Annotated in this window: 11 protein-coding genes; 2 read left to right on the plus strand and 9 right to left on the minus strand. The window is 75.3% G+C overall.

Going from position 1 to position 17119, the window contains the following annotated elements; all coding sequences use genetic code 11:
- Positions 1 to 176: 176 nt before the first annotated feature.
- Both D5H75_RS34915 and ettA read right to left on the minus strand, forming a co-directional pair.
- A complete protein-coding gene (locus D5H75_RS34915) occupies positions 177 to 599 on the minus strand; it encodes an acyl-CoA thioesterase (RefSeq protein ID WP_119930873.1) in 423 nt (140 codons plus the stop codon).
- Positions 592 to 2256 carry an energy-dependent translational throttle protein EttA gene (gene ettA, locus D5H75_RS34920; protein WP_119930874.1) on the minus strand — a complete coding sequence of 555 codons (1665 nt, stop codon included), beginning with the start codon at positions 2254 to 2256 and terminating at the stop codon, positions 592 to 594. Before ettA ends, D5H75_RS34915 begins: the two co-directional genes overlap by 8 nt.
- 433 nt (positions 2257 to 2689) lie before the next feature.
- Here ettA and D5H75_RS34925 point away from each other — a divergent pair, with 433 nt between their 5' ends.
- Positions 2690 to 3094, plus strand: coding sequence for a hypothetical protein (locus tag D5H75_RS34925; protein WP_147425383.1), 405 nt, complete (start codon positions 2690 to 2692; stop codon positions 3092 to 3094).
- A gap of 149 nt (positions 3095 to 3243) precedes the next feature.
- Here D5H75_RS34925 and D5H75_RS44375 read toward each other — a convergent pair whose 3' ends face one another.
- The 7 genes from D5H75_RS44375 to cobC form a co-directional block, all read right to left on the minus strand.
- Complete coding sequence (locus D5H75_RS44375; protein WP_277949995.1) at positions 3244 to 4878, minus strand: sensor domain-containing diguanylate cyclase; 1635 nt, start codon at positions 4876 to 4878, stop codon at positions 3244 to 3246.
- A gap of 1276 nt (positions 4879 to 6154) precedes the next feature.
- The gene (locus D5H75_RS42235) at positions 6155 to 6769 is read right to left on the minus strand and encodes a single-stranded DNA-binding protein (protein WP_202638798.1); all 615 of its coding nucleotides are present in this window, start codon (positions 6767 to 6769) and stop codon (positions 6155 to 6157) included.
- Between the two features lie 231 nt (positions 6770 to 7000).
- On the minus strand, positions 7001 to 8635 hold the full coding sequence (locus D5H75_RS34940) for a GTPase (protein ID WP_119930876.1): 1635 nt from the start codon (positions 8633 to 8635) through the stop codon (positions 7001 to 7003).
- Positions 8632 to 12549 carry a GTPase gene (locus tag D5H75_RS42240; protein ID WP_242454690.1) on the minus strand — a complete coding sequence of 1306 codons (3918 nt, stop codon included), beginning with the start codon at positions 12547 to 12549 and terminating at the stop codon, positions 8632 to 8634. Before D5H75_RS42240 ends, D5H75_RS34940 begins: the two co-directional genes overlap by 4 nt.
- Positions 12546 to 13778: a uroporphyrinogen-III C-methyltransferase gene (gene cobA / locus D5H75_RS34950; protein WP_119930929.1), complete on the minus strand. Its 1233-nt coding sequence runs from the start codon at positions 13776 to 13778 to the stop codon at positions 12546 to 12548. Before cobA ends, D5H75_RS42240 begins: the two co-directional genes overlap by 4 nt.
- A gap of 82 nt (positions 13779 to 13860) precedes the next feature.
- On the minus strand, positions 13861 to 14955 hold the full coding sequence (gene cobT, locus D5H75_RS34955) for a nicotinate-nucleotide--dimethylbenzimidazole phosphoribosyltransferase (protein WP_119930877.1): 1095 nt from the start codon (positions 14953 to 14955) through the stop codon (positions 13861 to 13863).
- Positions 14952 to 16016 carry an Rv2231c family histidinol phosphate aminotransferase CobC gene (cobC, locus tag D5H75_RS34960; protein WP_202638799.1) on the minus strand — a complete coding sequence of 355 codons (1065 nt, stop codon included), beginning with the start codon at positions 16014 to 16016 and terminating at the stop codon, positions 14952 to 14954. The genes cobT and cobC overlap by 4 nt, the downstream gene beginning before the upstream one ends.
- A gap of 78 nt (positions 16017 to 16094) precedes the next feature.
- Here cobC and D5H75_RS34965 point away from each other — a divergent pair, with 78 nt between their 5' ends.
- Positions 16095 to 17108, plus strand: a complete 1014-nt coding sequence (locus tag D5H75_RS34965) for a hypothetical protein (protein WP_147425384.1) — start codon at positions 16095 to 16097, stop codon at positions 17106 to 17108.
- The last annotated feature ends 11 nt before the right edge of the window (positions 17109 to 17119 follow it).

The raw sequence follows: 17119 nt of genomic DNA on the forward strand, positions 1-17119 counted from the left end.
TCCCATCATGCGTCACACACGACGCCCACGCCCCCGGTTTCCGGCAGTTTAACGGCAGATGCGAATAGCGCCCGACGTGTCCGCCTTCCCGTCGCCACCGCGCGCCACGTCCCGGCTCGCGTACGGCTCGCGCGGCGCCGCCGTACGGGAGCCGCGCGAGCCGTACGCGAAGGAGGTCAGGCGGGGATGTGGAAGCGGGAGAGGTACTCGCGCTCGTCGTCGGTGAGGCGGCGGGGGCGGGTGTTCTCCAGGTCGTAGGCGACCATCACCGAGCGGGCCGACAGGTAGACGTGCTCGTCGTCCCGGACCTCGTGGGCGAGGGTGAAGCGGACCGGGCGCACCTCGGTCACCCACGACTCCACGCGCACGGGGTCGTGGCGGAATTCCAGCGGCCGGCGGTACTCGATCTCGTGCCGGGCGACGACGAGCCCGTGCACGCCGCGTTCGCCGTCATGGTGCGGCTCCACGTGGAACATCGCCAGCCGGGCGTCCTCCAGGTAGTCCAGGAAGCGCACGTTGTTGACGTGGTGGAACGCGTCGATGTCGGCGAACCGGACCGGCCGCTGGAATACGTGGCGTATGCCGGAGGGGTCAGTCACGGGTGAGCTTGCGGTAGGTGACCCGGTGCGGCCGCGCCGCCTCGACCCCCAGCCGCTCGACCTTGTTCTTCTCGTAGTCGGCGAAGTTGCCCTCGAACCAGAACCAGTTCGAGCCCTCTTCCCACGCGAGGATGTGCGTGGCGACGCGGTCGAGGAACCACCGGTCGTGCGAGGTGATCACGGCGCAGCCCGGGAAGTCGAGCAGCGCGTTCTCCAGGCTGGACAGGGTCTCGGTGTCGAGGTCGTTCGTGGGCTCGTCCAGCAGCAGGACGTTGCCGCCCTGCTTGAGCGTCATCGCCAGGTTGAGGCGGTTGCGCTCGCCGCCGGACAGCACGCCCGCGGGCTTCTGCTGGTCGGGGCCCTTGAAGCCGAACGCGGCGATGTAGGCGCGGCTGGGCATCTCGACGTGGCCGACCTTGATGTGGTCGAGCCCGTCGGAGACGACCTCCCAGACGTTCTTCGCCGGGTCGATGCCGGAGCGGTTCTGGTCGACGTACGAGATCTGGACGGTGTCACCGATGACGATCTCGCCGGAGTCCGGGGTGTCGTTGCCGGTGATCATGCGGAACATGGTCGTCTTGCCGACGCCGTTGGGGCCGATGATGCCGACGATGCCGTTGCGGGGCAGGTCGAAGGAGAGGTTCTCCATCAGCAGCCGGTCGCCGAAGCCCTTGGTCAGGCCGTTGGCGCGGATCACCGTGGTGCCCAGGCGCGGGCCCGGCGGGATCTGGATCTCCTCGAAGTCCAGCTTGCGATACTTGTCCGCCTCGGCGGCCATCTCCTCGTAGCGCTGGAGACGGGCGCGGCTCTTGGTCTGGCGGGCCTTGGGGTTGGACCGGACCCACTCCAGCTCGGACTCCAGGCGCTTCTTGCGCTTGGCGTCCTTCTGGCCCTCGACCTTGAGGCGCGCGGCCTTGGCCTCCAGGTAGGTGGAGTAGTTGCCCTCGTAGGGGTAGGCGCGGCCGCGGTCGAGCTCCAGGATCCAGTTGGCGACGTTGTCCAGGAAGTACCGGTCGTGGGTGACGGCCAGGACGGTGCCCTCGTACTTCTCCAGGTGCTGCTCCAGCCACAGCACGCTCTCGGCGTCGAGGTGGTTGGTGGGCTCGTCGAGGAGGAGCAGGTCGGGCTTCTCCAGCAGGAGCTTGCACAGCGCCACGCGGCGCCGCTCGCCACCGGAGAGCTTGGTCACGTCGGCGTCCGGCGGCGGGCAGCGGAGCGCGTCCATGGCCTGCTCGAGCTGGCTGTCGAGGTCCCAGGCGTTGCGGTGGTCGAGCTGCTCCTGGAGCTTGCCCATCTCCTCCAGCAGCTCGTCGCTGTAGTCGGTGGCCATCTGCTCGGCGATCTCGTTGAACCGGTCGAGCATGGCCTTGGTCTCGGCCACGCCCTCCTCGACGTTCCCGAGCACGGTCTTGGACTCGTTGAGCGGAGGCTCCTGCTGCAGCATGCCCACGGTGAACCCGGGCATCAGCTTGGCCTCGCCGTTGGAGACCTGCTCAAGGCCCGCCATCATCCGCAGCAGCGTGGACTTCCCGGTGCCGTTGGGCCCGAGCACGCCGATCTTGGCTCCGGGCAGGAACGACAAGGTGACGTCGTCGAGGATGACCTTGTCGCCGTGAGCCTTGCGCACGTTGCGCAGGGTGTAGATGTACTCCGCCATACCTCTAAGCCTAGTGCCGCCCCGCCCGAGCCCGATCCCATCGGCGCCCGCGCGCCGGATCCCTCCCCCGATGGTCTCCCCCGGCGGCTCCTTTCGTACGGCTGCCGCCCGCTCCTCCCCCCGGGGAGGGCCGCGGCGCGGTGCGGGCCCGCCCCGGGAACGGCGGCCGGACGGGCGCCCGCCCGGGGAACGGGATCCGCGCGAGCCCCGGGCCGCCGGCGGCTCCCCTGCGGCTCCGGCGGCTCCCCGGCGGCAGCCGCCGATCCGGCCGTACGGCGTCCGCGCCCGGCTCCCCGGCTTCGGCTCCCCGGCTTCGGCTCCCCGGTATCCCGGCGCCCCGGCGGTGGGGCCAACGGGGAGCCAACACGGGGCCAACGCGGGGTCCCTAGCGTCGCCCTCACTTGATCAACGGCGAATCCTCAGGAGGAGCATCGTGAGATTGAAGATGGCGGCGGGGGCCATCGTCGCGGCGGCGTTCGCGCTGCCGTTCGGGGTCGCGACGGCGGGCGCGGCCTCCGCCGCCCCCGACCCCGGGCCCGGCGGCGGCTGCTGGAGCGAGAAGGTCTACCCCGAGAACAACAAGAAGATCGCTCTCTACATCAAGTCGAAGAGCTGCGCCAAGCCGCGGCTGCGGGCGATCGCGCTGTGCGGCCCCATCGTCTTCGGCGCTCCGGGGATCCCCAACTTCCTGGCGTACGGGAAGTCGGTGTCCAAGAAGGGTGAGTACAGCGTCGCCTCCTGCTCGAACGGCACCTGGCTGAAGACCCACATGCCCTACTCCGGGGGATACCAGTTCCACAACGGCGACGGCAGGTGGAAGACCATCTGGAGGTTCTGACGAAGGCGTCCGCCCGGCAGGGCTCCGGCCGCGTACGGCCTCAGGCGCCCGGACATGGCGGAGGCGCCGCCGTACGGGCTCCTCGCCGGCGCGCCCTGGCCTCGCACCGGCGAGGGGCGGCCGGAGGAGGCGTCCCGTGACGTGAGGGTCTAGGGGTCTCCCTGGTCCACGGGGCGCGGCGAGTCGGGCGGCGGGGGGCCGTCCCCGTGTGAAGGGTGGGCGGGGGCGGCCCCATGGGGGTGGACGGCCGCGGGTCCGGCGGGACGCACGGGGGCGGTCCCGTTGGGATGGGCGGGGGTGATCCCGGCGGGATGGGCGGGGCCCGTCCCGTTGGGGTGCGCCGGGCCCGTGCCGTTGGAGTGGGGGGACGGCGGGGCCGCGCCGGAGTGGGCCGACGGGGGCCCGCCGGAGTGGGCGGGCGCGGCGCCGGCCGAGTGGGCGGGGGCCTGGGCGGGGGCGGCCCCGCCGGAGTGGGCCGGGGCGGCTCCGGCGGGGTGTCCGGGCAGGCGGTTGCCCGCCGGGAGGCAGACGCGGTCGCGGCCGAGGGCCTTGGCGCGGTAGAGGGCGAGGTCGGCGGCGGCGAGGAGCTCGATGAGATCGTCGCCGTGGATCCGCATGATGGCGACCCCGATGGAGATCGTGACCGAGACCATGGCGTTCTCGGCGGGCAGGGCCATGCGGGCGACGCGGACGCGCAGGCGTTCGGCGACGCGCTTGGCCTCGGCCAGGTCGGAGTGCGGCAGCAGGACGACGAACTCCTCGCCGCCGAACCGGCCGATGACGTCGTACTCGCGGAGCTGGCTGCGGAGCGTCGAGGCGACCGCCACGAGGACCTGGTCGCCGACGAGGTGTCCGTGCTTGTCGTTGACGCGCTTGAAGTGGTCGATGTCCACGATGAGCAGCGCGAGCGACTCGTGGGTGCGCTGGGCCCGGCCGATCTCGGTGCCGGCCTCGCGCTGCCAGGCGGCGGCGTTGAGCAGGCCCGTCTTGTCGTCGGTGCGGGCCGCGGCCTGGAGCTGGGCGTGCAGCAGGCTGCGCTGGAGCAGCACCACCGGCGGCAGCGCGAGCAGGAGCAGCGCGGGGGTGAGCGCGCAGGCGATCGCCACGAGCACGCCGAGGCAGAGCTCGACGACGTCCAGGATCAGGCTCTCGCGGTCCCACAGCACGTCGCGCCAGCGGGCCTCGGGGTCGCAGCCGCGCGCGGCCACCGCGACGAGCGCGGTGTTGACGACGGCGAACATCGCCGCGCACCCGACGGCGAGCAGCAGCATGAGGCCGTGGTCGCCGACCAGCCACGCCGCGGGACGGCCCAGGGGGTCCGGCACCGCCTCGTGGAACACGATCGAGGCCGTGCAGCCGGCCAGGCCGACCGCGGCCGTCGTGAAGACACGCCGGTAGAGCAGCGTGGCCCGGACGCGCAGTTGCAGCATGATGTGCAACGGGATCGGCGCGAGCAGGGCGTAGACCGGCGGCAGCAGCAGCGCGACCGGCAGCCACCAGGCGGAGAGCAGGTCGCGGGAGATGCCCGCGGGCATGCCGAGCCGGCGCGTCGCCTCGATGCACACCGAGCCGCAGGCCAGCAGGGCGGCGAAGACGAGCAGGTCGCGCCCGTTCACCTGGGTCGTCCGCGCTAACACCGGAATCAGGAGGAGCTCCAGGAGCACCACCGCCACCATGTATCCGACGAGCCCGGGCGGCTGGGCGAGCAACGGCCAGCGCCCCGAGTGCGCTCCGCGTTTGCTCGGCCTGCCCGGTTCCTGGGCGTTTGCCGGAGCCTGCCGCACCGCCGACATCCATCCCCCAACGATGGCCCGGCCGCGGCCAGGCTGCCCGGAGCCGCCGTGTTCGCGGCATCATCTCCTTACGATGTGTAACACAATAGTTGCAGCGCGTGCCTTGCGCGAGGAAACCCGCCACCTTCCCTTCCCGGCCCCCGCCGGACCCCCCGCTCCCCCGGCTTCTCCCAGCCTCTCCCCACTCTCGCCCCTCCCTCCCCAACACTCCCACGCCCCCCTCGCACACCCCCCGCGCCCCGCGCCACACGTCCGGCAACGGCGAGCGTGATTACTGTCCGTCACATTCGGCCCGCACCTTTCCTCCTTTCCGGCTCCACACCCGCCCCGGCGGCATCACCCCCTCCCCCGCACCTCCCCTCCCACCGCACACGCCGGGATGCCCCGCCGCACACCGCCCCGCCCCCGGCCTCCGTCCCGGTCCCCCCACCCGCGATCCCGGGCGTGTCGCCCACGACCCCCGTCCCGTCCCAACACGGCCCCCGTACGCGCGGCCCCGATCCGGTCCGGCCCGGGTACGGCGCGGCCCCGGCCTGGCGCGCCCCGTCTCGACGCGGCCCCGGTCCCGGTCCGGCTGGAGGTCCGGCGCCGCCCGGGGGGTACGGCGCGGCTCCGTACCCGGCGCGGCCCGGAAGGTACGGCACGCGCCCCGGCTGATGGCCCCCGTCTCGGCGCGGCCCGTCTCGGCGTGGCCTGGCCGAGGGTATGGCGCGGCCCCCTCCCGGTACGCCCCTCCCGGCACGCCCCCGATCCGGCGCGGCACCAATCCGGGGCGGACCGATCCGGGCGGACCGATCCGGTCCCGCCCAGGTACGGCGCGATCCGGTCCCGGCGCGGCCCGGGACGTACGGCAAGAGCCCCCGCCTGGCGCGGCCCCGTCCCGGCCCTTCCCGGCCCGGGGATACGGCGCGGCCTCGGTCGGGGCGCAACCCGGGGGGGTACGGCAGGGCCCGGGGACGGCGGCGGGGCGGCCCGTCCGCCGGGCGCCGGGATCGGCCGGCATGGTGGATCCCGGGCGGCCATGGGGGCCGAGGAGCGCGAAAAGCGGCGGAGGGCGCGCGTTCGCGAGGGGAATCGGGGCAGGGGCAATATCGTGGTCAATGCGGATGACATGGGCATTCGCCCGTGCTGACGGAGGGAGCCGCCGCCATGCGAGGCGTTGTCTGGATCTGAGCGGGCACGGCGCGACGGCGCGCCCCGGCGATCGCCGCCGCCCGTGGAGGGGCCGGTGCGCGAGCACCACGCCGCACCGGCCCCCGCCCGCCGGTCAGGCGGCCCGGGGCCGTTCGTCCTCCTCGCCGGGGGCCCAGAGAGTGGCGGCCTCCGGGTCCGCGGGCGCGATCCCGCCCGCCACTGTCCCGGCCGCCACTGTCCCGCCCGGCGCGGTCTCGCCGGGCGCCGGGCCCGGCCCGGAACCCGCCGGCACGGCTCCGGGCGACGCGTGGCCCGGGCCGACGCCCGTGGCCCAGTCCTCGGTGGAGTCCTTCAGACGGCGGTCCGTCTCGGGGTCGGGGGCGGCGCGGCGGATGGACTTGGTGAAGCGGGTGACGCCGCGGTTGAGGTCGTGGCCCACGGAGTTGGCCTCCACCTCGACCGAGGTCTTGCGGACGCCGTTGCTGTCCCACTCGCGGACGGCGAGCCTGCCGTGCACCAGCAGCGGATCACCGATCTTGATGGACTGGGCGACGTTGGCGGCCAGGGCGCGCCAGCAGCGCACGGTCAGGAACAGGGTCTGGCCGTCGCGCCAGGTCTGCGCGGAGCGGTCGTAGACGCGCGGGGTCGAGGCCAGGCGCACGGACAGGACGCAGTTGCCGTCCCCCAGGTCGAACACGCGCGGCTCGGCCACGACGTTGCCCACCACGGTCGTATACGTTTCCCTCATGGTTGCCTCCGCTGGATCCGGTGCGGGCGGCCCGTCCGCCGCCCCGACCACCCCAGCGTGACCGGCCCGGCCCCCGCCCCCCGCTCCCGAACCACGTTCTGTGGACAACCTTCCAGACGACTCCCCCGAATCACCCCGCCTGTGGAAAACCCCGGTCGCCGCGGCGCCGCGGCCGGCGTGAGCCGTACCGTAGCGCCGGGACGCCCGCCGCGCGGATCGGGACCCTGACGGTCAGCGGGCGCGCGCCTGGGCCAGGGCGGCGTGGAAGTCGTGGTAGCGGGTGAGCTCGCGCTCGACGGGGGCGAGGATGTACTCCTCGGCCACGGCCTCGATGCGGGAGCGCATGTCGCGCTCGCGGCGCTCGCGTTCGCGGCCCGCCCCGAGCACGATGAGGTTGCGGCACGCGATCGCCGACAGCAGGCCCAGGCCCAGTGACGACACCACCGCCAGCCCCAGCCAGGGGAGCAGCGACACCGCGCCCATCGGGCCGAGGGGCGGGATGCCCGCCCGCGCCACGCCGTACACCACGATGGAGCCGATCCAGAGCACGCCGACGACCACGAGCAGGACCAGGAGGTACTGCCAGACCATGAACAGCCGCCACCAGAACGGCACCCGGTCCAGCCCGGTCGGCGAGGACGCGACGGCCTCGGAGATCGCCTCGGGCAGTTCGGCGGCGCGGGAGCGGGACGCCTCGCGGACGGCGCGGCGCCACTCGCCCGGCATCCCCGCGGTCACGCCGTCGGCCAGGGCGTCGAGGGCGTTGCCCACCTCGGCCGGCTGGACCGTCGCCGCGCCGACCTCGTCGAGCATCCCGCGGATCTCCTCGCGCACGTCGCCGAGCCGCATGCGGCGCAGCGGGTCGCGCCGCAGGCGGGCGGCCCAGCGGGAGTACGGCCAGCCGACCCAGTGCGCGGCGCGCAGGGAGTAGCCGTTCTCCAGCGCCTCCCCCACGGCGGGCACGCCCACCGCGTCGGTCAGCGCGTCCATGAGCCCGGCGCGGCGGCCCTCGTCCACGGTGGTCGGCGGCGGCTCGTCCTGTGGCGCGAACGGGACCAGGCGCGGCGTCAGCCGGTCGAGGTCGGCCTCGATGCGCAGGTTGGCGGCCTGCCGGGACGCCACCGCCTGCGCGAGCACGGCGCGCAGCCCGTCGATCCCGGCCCGCTCGGTCGCCGAGGTGACCAGGACGCGCGGATCGGCGACGCCCTCGCGGCGCAGCAGCCCGGTCAGGTCCTCGACGCACTCGGCGACCTCCTCGGGCATGAGGCGGTCGGCCTGGTTCAGCACGAACACGGTGATCGCGTCGCGCCCGGCCAGCTCGGTGACGTACCTGCGGTGCACGGACGCGTCGGCGTACTTCTGCGGGTCGAGCACCCAGACGATCATGTCGGCGGCCATGATCATGCGGTCGGCCTCGCCGTCCGCCATGGCCCGCACCGAGTCGTGGTCGGGCAGGTCGAGCAGGATGAGCCCGCCGAGCCCGCTGTCGTGCCGGTCGAGCGCGCTCGCGCGGGAGAAGCGGTAGCGCCAGGGGATCCGCAGCCAGTCCAGCAGCGGCGCGGCCTCGTCGGCGCCCCACACGCACGCGTGCGTGTGCCCGGTCGTGGGACGGCGCACGCCCACCGGGGACAGGTCGAGCCCGGACAGCGCGTTGAACAGCGAGGACTTGCCGCTGCCGGTGCCGCCCGCGAGCGCCACGACGGTGTGGTCGGCCGACCGGGTCAGCCGCTCACCGGCCCGCCCGAGCAGCGCGGACGCCTCGCGGAGCACGGCCGGGTCGACCTGGCCCGCGCCGTGCTCGACGGCCCGTTGGAGACCGCCGAGCCGGGCCGCGAGCCCCGCCCGCGCCTGGGTGGTCGTGGTCATCGGGCCGCCTCGTTCTTGGCGGACTCCACGCCGTACATCGCCTGGAACAGCCGCATCGCCGCCCGCTCGTCGGGCAGCCCGGCGCGGTCCAGGGCCTGGCCGTACCTCACCATCTCCTCATCGAAGATCATGCTGATCCGCGCCCGGAGGTCGCTCCGGGCCTTCCCGCCGATGCTCCGCAGGGACTCGGCGCCGAACAGCCCGCGCAGCAGCCGCTGCGGCAGGGAGTTCGCGCCCGGCCCGCCGGGAACCTCCGCGTCACCGTACCCGAGCAGGCCGACCGTGAAGACCAGCGCGATCACCTCCTCGTCGAAGGTGACCAGCTTGGCGACGCTCCGCTTGGTCACCGCCTCGGTGCGGATCAGCTCCAGCAGGTGCTCCTGCCAGGCGCTGATCGCCCGGTCGGTACGGCGGGCGAACTCCTCGGACGGCGCGCCCAGGCCGGACGTCTCCGCGAGCGAGGGGACGCGCGCCCGCCAGCGCTCCACGGCGTCCTGCGCGGCCCGCTGCCCGGCCACCAGGATTACGGCCTCGATGGCGCTGCGCAGGGCCGCCTTGAGCGCCCTGGTCTTGGCGGGGGTACGGCGTTTGCGCGCCTTGTTCCGGGACTGCCGGATCTGCAGGGAGCGCACGAGGTCGCCGCCCGCGGCGTAGTCGCGCCAGCGGGCCAGGACCTCGCCGCGCAGCAGCGACCCGTCCCGCATCGACGCGTCGATCCAGCCCAGCGCCGCGCCGTACGCCGCCTCGATGTCGCGGCGCAGCTCGGCGCGGTGGGCCACCTGGCCGTCCAGGTGGCGCGCCAGTTCCGGGACGCGGCGGCGGAAGCTGTTGAGCGCGCCGGTGAAGGTGCCGTCCACGACCTCGGCGCGCCGCGCGGCGTCGGCGGCGAACTCGCGCAGCCAGTCCCGCAGGTCGGCGACCTCCTCGGCGGGCAGCCGCCCGTCCACGGGGCGCACCTCGTGGACGACGAACCGGTCCAGCTCGCCCAGGCCGTTCTCGTCGAGCATGCGGCCGAAGTGCGAGCGGATCACGTGCTCGGCCTGCTTGTTGTCGCCGGGCAGCCGGGAGAGCACGATCGCCGTGCGGGCGCCGCGCTCGCGGGCCAGGCCGAGCAGCCGCCAGGCGGGCGCGTCGGCGTAACGCATCGGGGTGGTGACGAAGAGCCACAGGTCCGAGGCGCTCAGCAGCTTGCGCGCGAGGGCGTGGTTCTCCTCGACGACCGAGTCGATGTCGGGCGTGTCGAGGAGGGCGACGCCGGGCGGCAGGTCGGGGCTCTCGGCGAGCACGATCGAGTCGCGCCCGTCCTGCTCCTCGACCCGCGCCAGGTCCGGCAGCAGGCCGCCGTCGGCGAACCATTCCCGGTCGTCCGGATGGCACACCAGCACCGGCGTCGAGGTCGTGGGCCGGCGCACGCCGACCGCGCTCACCTTGCGCCCGGCCAGCGAGTTCACCAGCGTGGACTTCCCGGCCCCGGTGGAGCCGGTCAGCACCACGAGCGCGGGCGCGGTCGCCTGCCGCACCCGCGGCAGCACGTAGTCGTCGAGCTGCGCGACGAGTTCCGCCTGGGCCGCCCGCGCCTGCGCCACCCCGGGCACGTCAAGCGGGAACCGCAGCGCCCGCACCCGGTCCCGCAGCACCCACAGGGCCGACTCCAGCCCGGTCGGCGGGGCGTCCTCCGGCTCCCCCTCGTCATCCTCGTGCAGCCACGCGTCGGAATCGTCGTCGTCCCCGGCGTCCTCGAAGGCCGAGGCGGAGCCGTCATCCTCGTCCTCCGGTACGGCGACCGCCGCGTCCTCGTCCCCGGGTACGGCGTCCGCCCGATCCTCGCCGTCCGCGCCGTCCGCGTCCGCGCCGTCGGCGTCTTCGTGGCCGGCGTCTTCGTGGCCGGCGTCTTCGTGGCCGGCGTCCTCGCGGGGTACGGCGACGCCCCCGGCCTCGTGTCCGCCCGCCACCACGTCGGCGGCGTCCTCCGCCTCGCCGGGCCCATCGCCCGTCCCGGCCCCGGCGACGCCGGAGTCCCCGCTCCATGTGGAGAGCTCGGTCACGTCGAACGGGGCGTCGTCACGGGCGTGCCCGGCGGCCTCGTCCCCGGCCTGGTCCGCGCCGGGACCCCCGGAGTCCCCGGACCACTCCTCCACCGGAACCGCGGCGGTGCCGACACCGGCCGCCTCGGAGACATCCTCCGGAGACGCCTCCGCACCCTGCCCATCCGCCGACGCGGGCTCGGCCGCGTCGCGGAAGGACGCGTCGGGCCCGCGGTCCTCGGGGGTCTCCCCCGGTACGCCGTCGGCGGCGTCCTCCGCCGCGGCGGGCGCGCCCCTCACCGCGCGGGGCTTCGCCGCGGCAGGACCTTCGCTCCCCGTGGGTGCGTCGGTCGCGTCGAGCGGTGCGTGCCCGGCGGCCTCGTCCCCGGCCTGGTCCGCGCCGGGACCCCCGGAGTCCCCGGACCACTCCTCCGCCGGAACCGCAGCGGTGCCGACACCGGCCGCCTCGGAGACGTCCTCAGAGGACGTCTCCACACCATGCTCATCCCGCGATGCGGGCTCGGCCGCGTCGCGGGAGGGGTCGCCGGGCAGAGCGCCGGCCGCTTCGTCGTCCTGGTCGGCCATCGCGGCGGGCTCGCCGGCGGCGGCGCCTTCCACCGCGACGCCCGGCTCCATCTCCGCCTCCGCCGCACGGGAAGCCGGGGATCCGGCGGCGGACGGCGACGTGTCCCCGCCCTCCGCCACCGCGCCGGTCTCCGCCGCGCCGGAGTCCTCGTCACCCGTGAGGACATCGGCGGGGTCGTGCGGGGCGTCCTCGCTCCCCACCGGGATGCCGGTCGCGCCGGACGAGACGCCCTCGTCCTCCGCGGGAACGACGGCCGCGTCGTGCGGGGCGTCCTCGCTCTCCGTGGGCACGTCGGCCGCGTCGGACGAAACGCCCTCGCGCACAGCGGAGACGCCGGCCGCGTCGAGCGGGACGTCCTCGCCGCCCACGGGGATGCCGGTCGCGCCGGACGAGGCGTCCTCGTTGACAGCGGAGACGCCGGCCGCGTCGAGCGGAGCGTCCTCGCTCCCCACGAGGATGCCGGCCGCGTCACGCGGGGCGTCCTCGCTCCCCTTGAGGACGTCGCTCGCGCCGAGCGGAGCGTTCTCGTTCCCCGCGGGGGTGCCGGTCGTGGCGAGCGGGGCGTCCTCGTTCTCCGGCTGGGCGCCGGACGGGCCGTGCGGGGCTTCCTGCGGGGCGTGGCCGGCGGCCTCGTCCCCGGTCTGGTCCGCGCGGTCGCCCTCCTGGCCGCCGGGCCGTTCCCGGACCGGGGCGGCGAGGACGCCGGTGGCGGCCACGGCGGGGACGTCCTCCGAGGACGCCTCCGCGTCGTGCTCGTGCCCGGCGACGGGCACGGCGGCGCCGCCGGCGGCCGTCCCCTCGGGTTCGCGGGGCGCCGGGCCGGCGAGGGGTGCCCGTACGGCGTCCTCGTCACGCTCCGCCGGCGCGCCCGCGGGCGTCGCCGCCCGGGCCGGCCCGGGGGCCGGGGGCTCGGGACGGTGAACGGCGAGGTCCGGGACGGGGCGCGGGGGCGCGGGCGGCTCGGGGAGGTATTCGGGGATGTAGGGGCGCGGGGTGGCGACGGGGCGGGCGGCGGCCCAGACGTCGAACTTGACCGAGGCCTCGGAGACCTCGGGGCGGTCGCCCGCGGCGTTGACGATCAGCACGTCCCCGGGCCCGGGGGCCTGGGGCGGGTCGTCGTCGAGGCGGACCGCGGGCATGACGACGGTCGAGTCGGCGTCGTCGTCATCGTCGCCGGCCCGGTACGCCGGTATGATCATGGTGTCCTCGGCCGGGGACTCCTCGTCCTGCGCGGGGGATCCGGGAGTGGTGTCGTCCTCAGCCCCCGCGGTCCTCCTGACCGATCGCCCGGTCGTCCACTTCACGGAACCCGCTCCGCTCGAACCATCTCGATCTCCTGGCCGACCCTGACCACGTCTCCGACGATGACGATCGCCGGCGGCCGTACCCCCGCCTCGGCCACGCGCTCTGCGACGGTGGCCAGCGTGGCACGGAGAGCACGCTGAGTGGGAAGAGTACCGTCCTGAACCACCATTACGGGAGTTTCCGGCGAACGTCCGTGTCGTAACAATGTGCTCGCGATCGCCGCAATCCGCTCAACCGCCATCAGAAGCACCAGCGTCCCCTGAGACCGCGCCAGCCCCTCCCAGTCAACCGTGGACCCGGGCCGGCCGGGGGCGATATGCGCCGAGACGACGTGGAACTCCTGCGTCACCCCCCGGTGGGTGACGGGCACGCCCGCCAGGCCCGGAACGGCGATCGCGCTGGTGATGCCGGGCACGATGGTGACGGGGATGCCGTGCTCGGCGCAGACCTGGAGCTCCTCGCCGCCGCGCCCGAACACGAACGGGTCGCCGCCCTTGAGCCGCACGACGAACTTGCCGGCCTTGGCGTGCCGTACGAGCTCCTCGTTGATGCGCTCCTGGGTGAGCGAGCGCCCGTAGGGGATCTTGGCGGCGTCCACCAGCTCCACGTCCGGCGGCAGCTCGTCGAGCAGCGAGCGCGGCGCGAGCCGGTCCACCACGACCACGTCGGCCTGGGCGAGGAGCTGCCGCCCGCGCACGGTGATCAGCCCGGGGTCGCCCGGCCCCCCGCCGACCAGGGCCACGCCCCGCGGCTTGGCGCGGCCGCGCCGGGCGTCGACCGTGCCGTCGCGCAGCGCCTCGACCACGGCGTCGCGCACTCCGGCGGCCCGGCGCGGGTCGCCGCCCGCCAGCACGCCGACGCCGACCTCGCCCACGCGGCCGCTCGCCGGGGTCCAGGCGGCGGAGGCGGCCGCGTCGTCGGCGCGCACGCACCACACGCGCGCGGCCTCGGCCTCGGCGGCGACGGCGGCGTTCACCCCGGAGTCGTCGGAGCAGGCCTGCACGAGCCAGGCGCCCTCGCAGTCCCCCGCGGCGTAGGCGCGGCACTCCCAGGTCACCCGCCCGGCGTCGATCAGGTCCTCCAGGGCCGGGGTCACCTCGGGCGACACGAGCACGACGCGCGCGCCGGCGTCGAGCAGGGCGGGCACGCGGCGCTGGGCCACGCGCCCGCCGCCGACGACGAGCACGCGGCGCCCCTCGAGTCGCAGTCCAAGGAGGTACGGCGGCAGCACGGCGTTCTCCCGTCAGGGGTGGTCAGGTGGTTTGCTCGGGGTAAACCTATCGCCCACGTGGGCAATAGGCATTTCGGCGTCAGTTCTTGTCCGCGACGCCCGCGGAGTCGAAGGTGGCGACCTCGTGCAGGACGCGTACGGCGGCGCAGACGAGCGGGTGCGCGAGCAGGCCGCCGGTGCCCTCGCCGAGGCGCAGTTCCAGGTCCACCAGGGGCCGCAGGCCGAGGTGCGCCAGCGCGGCGCCGTGCCCGGGCTCGGGGGACCGGTGGCCGGCGACGCACGCGCCGAGGGCGTCCGGGGACAGCCCCGCCGCGACCAGCGCCGCCGCCCCGGCGATCACGCCGTCGAGGATGACCGGGACCCGGCGGGCGGCCGCCCCGAGGACGAACCCGGCGATGGCGGCGTGCTCCAGCCCGCCCACGGCGGCCAGCGTCGCGAGCGCGCGCTCCACCCCCGCCGGGGAGCCGGGCACGGCGCGGGGCGCGGTCGTGAGGCCGTGGAGGGCGAGCGCGCGCGAGACCACCTCGATCTTGCGGGCGTGGGTCTCGTCGTCCACGCCGGTCCCCCTGCCGGTGACCTCCTCGGCGGGGCGCCCGGTGAAGGCGCAGATCAGGGCGGCCGAGGCCGTGGTGTTGGCGATGCCCATGTCGCCGGTGACGAGGCAGCGCGCCCCCCGGCGGACGAGCTCCGCGGCGACCCTGATCCCCGCCTCCAGGGCGGCGCGGGCCTGCTCGGGCGTCATCGCGGGGCCCCGCGTCATGTCGGCGGTGCCGGGGGCGACCTTCTCGGAGACCAGGGCGGGGTCCTCGGGCAGGGGCGTCTTCACGCCCACGTCCACGACGGTGACGGAGGCGCCCACCTGCGCGGCGAAGCAGTTGGCGACCGCGCCGCCCGCGAGGAAGTTGGCCACCATCTGGGCGGTCACCTCCTGGGGCCAGGGGGTGACGCCCTGCGCGTGGACGCCGTGGTCGGCCGCGAAGATCGCCAGGGCGGCCGGGGCGGGCAGCGGGGGCGGGCAGTCCCCGGCCAGGCCCGCGAGCCGTACCGAGACGTCCTCCAGCGCCCCGAGCGCGCCCCTGGGCTTGGTCAGCCGGTCCTGGTGGTCCCTCGCCCGCGCCATCGCCCCCGGCGAGAGGGGGGCGATGGCGGCGAGCGTGTCGTCGAGCAGGGTCATAGCGTCTCCTTGAGAGCGGTCAGGAACCCGTCGGTGGTCTGGAAGTCCCGTACGGCGACGCGCAGCCAGTCCGGCCCGAGCCCGGGGAAGGTGTCGCCCCTGCGGACGGCGTATCCGCGCTCGCGCAGCGCCAGCCGTACCGAATCCGCCCCCGGCATTCGGGCACAAACGAAGGAGGCCCGGGAGTTGGGGACTACGTGGAGTCCGAGCGAGGTGAGCCCGTGCACGAGGTGGTCCCGGTCCGCGGCCAGGCCGCGCGCCCACGCCTCGGTCTCGGCCAGGGCGCGCTCGGAGACGCACGCCTCGGCCGCGACCAGCGCGGGCGTGGAGACCGCCCACAGCGGCTGGGCCTCCTCAAGCCGCGCGATGAGCCCGGGCTCGGCCAGCACGTAGCCGACGCGCAGCCCGGCCAGGCCCCACGTCTTGGTCAGGCTGCGCACCACGACCAGCCCTGGCACGTCCCGCCGCGACGCCAGCGACTCCGGCTCCCCCGGCACGCAGTCCGCGAACGCCTCGTCCACGACCAGCACCCGCCCCGGCCGCGCCAGCCCGGCGACGTCCCCGGCCGGGTGCAGGACGGAGGTGGGGTTCGTGGGGTTGCCGATCATCACCAGGTCCGCGTCCCCGGGGACCGGGCCGCTCCCGCCGCGCCCGCCGCGCGCCGGGGCGTCCTCCCCGCGATCCGGGGAGTGGAGGGTGAAGTCGCCGGGAAGGATTACGCGGTGGACGGCGTGGCCGGCGGCGCGGAGGGCGGCCTCCGGTTCGGTGAACTGGGGGTGCACGACGACCGCGCGCCGCGGGGCCAGCACGCGGGCGAGCAGCACGAACGCCTCGGCGGCCCCGGCGGTGAGCAGCACCTCCGCGGGGTCGCGCCCGTGCCGCGCGGCGACGGCGGCGCGGGCGGCGGACGGGTCCGGATACGCGGCGAGCCGGGACACCGACTCCCGGAGCAGGTCCGCGAGCCACGCGGGCGGCGTGTTCGCTCGCACGTTGACGGCCAGGTCCACCAGGCCGGGACCCACGTCGGAGTCGCCATGATGCCGTAGATCGAACAAAATCATGTTTGGTGTCCACTAAGAGGGCAAAAGACGCTAGTTGCACCATTTTGCCCCCCAATCGAGAAGGGAGCTGTTGATCCCATGCCGGCGGGATCCTCGCTCGAAGCAGTAGTCCCCGTCCTGTTCGCAACCTTCCCCATGCTGGGAGCGCCGCTGTTCGCCGTGATGTTCACCGGCGAACGCCCCGCCGGAGTCCTTCGCGAGGTGTGGTCGTGGTGGTCGGCCCTGCGCCCGCTCGACGGCCGTGAGAGACGGACGGTGCTGCGCGCCGTACGGCACGGCATCAGCGTGCCGCCGTCGCTGCGGCCGTACGCCATCTGGCACGCCCGGCACGTCCTGCGCTGGCGGGAGTCCCGCGCGCGCTGGCTGCTGCTGTGCATCTTCTGGCTGACCCTGCCGGTGACCGTCGTGCTCGCGATCGTCGCGGTCACGTCCGGCTCGGCCGCGGCCGTCGCGGTCGTGGCCGCCGCCGTCGCGGTCCCCGGCGCGATCCTGTGGGCGACCCGGGCCCGGATGGCCCGCAACGCCGCCCGCACGCTCGCGGCGTCCCGCCGCCTGCCCGGCCCCGGCCCCACGGCCGCCGAGGTGGCGGCCCGGCCCGTGCCGGCGCCGCGTCCCCGGCCCGCGGAGCCGCTGATCCCGTTCCCCGTCCTGGCCGACGTCGAGGCCTCCGCGGCCAACGCCGACGCCGGGACCTTCCCCGCCCTGGCCGACCCCGCCGCCGGGACCCCGGCCGGCGCGGCCGCCGGGGCAGCGTCCTCCGACGGCGAGACCGCGCGGGAGGACGCGGACCGGGACGTCCCCGAGCCCGTGGGCGCGGCGGTCACGGCCGCCGCCCCGAACACGGGATCCGGCGACGCCGCGCCCGCGGCGTCCCCCGAGGCCGCGCCTCCGAAGACCGCGTCCTCGAAGACCACGTCCTCGAAGACCACGTCCTCGAAGACCACCTCTCCGAAGACCGCGTCCCCGCAGGCGGGGGCCGAGACCCGGGAGGGCGGAGGCAAGGCCGCGACGGCGAAGCCCGGGGCCAAGAACGGCGGCCACAAGCGGTCCCGCCCCGCGCGACCGGCCAAGCGGACCCGCTCGGCGGCCTGACCGCCCGGCGG

Source organism: Bailinhaonella thermotolerans (assembly GCF_003594875.1).
In the GTDB taxonomy this organism is placed as follows: domain Bacteria; phylum Actinomycetota; class Actinomycetes; order Streptosporangiales; family Streptosporangiaceae; genus Bailinhaonella; species Bailinhaonella thermotolerans.

What these genes read in the sequence shown, in the direction of transcription:
- ettA (WP_119930874.1), bottom strand. Translation starts at nt 2,256, where the DNA reads ATGGCGGAGTACATCTACACCCTGCGCAACGTGCGCAAGGCTCACGGC.
- D5H75_RS42235 (WP_202638798.1), bottom strand. Translation starts at nt 6,769, where the DNA reads ATGAGGGAAACGTATACGACCGTGGTGGGCAACGTCGTGGCCGAGCCG.
- D5H75_RS34940 (WP_119930876.1), bottom strand. Translation starts at nt 8,635, where the DNA reads ATGACCACGACCACCCAGGCGCGGGCGGGGCTCGCGGCCCGGCTCGGC.
- cobT (WP_119930877.1), bottom strand. Translation starts at nt 14,955, where the DNA reads ATGACCCTGCTCGACGACACGCTCGCCGCCATCGCCCCCCTCTCGCCG.
- cobC (WP_202638799.1), bottom strand. Translation starts at nt 16,016, where the DNA reads ATGATTTTGTTCGATCTACGGCATCATGGCGACTCCGACGTGGGTCCC.
- D5H75_RS34965 (WP_147425384.1), top strand. Translation starts at nt 16,095, where the DNA reads ATGCCGGCGGGATCCTCGCTCGAAGCAGTAGTCCCCGTCCTGTTCGCA.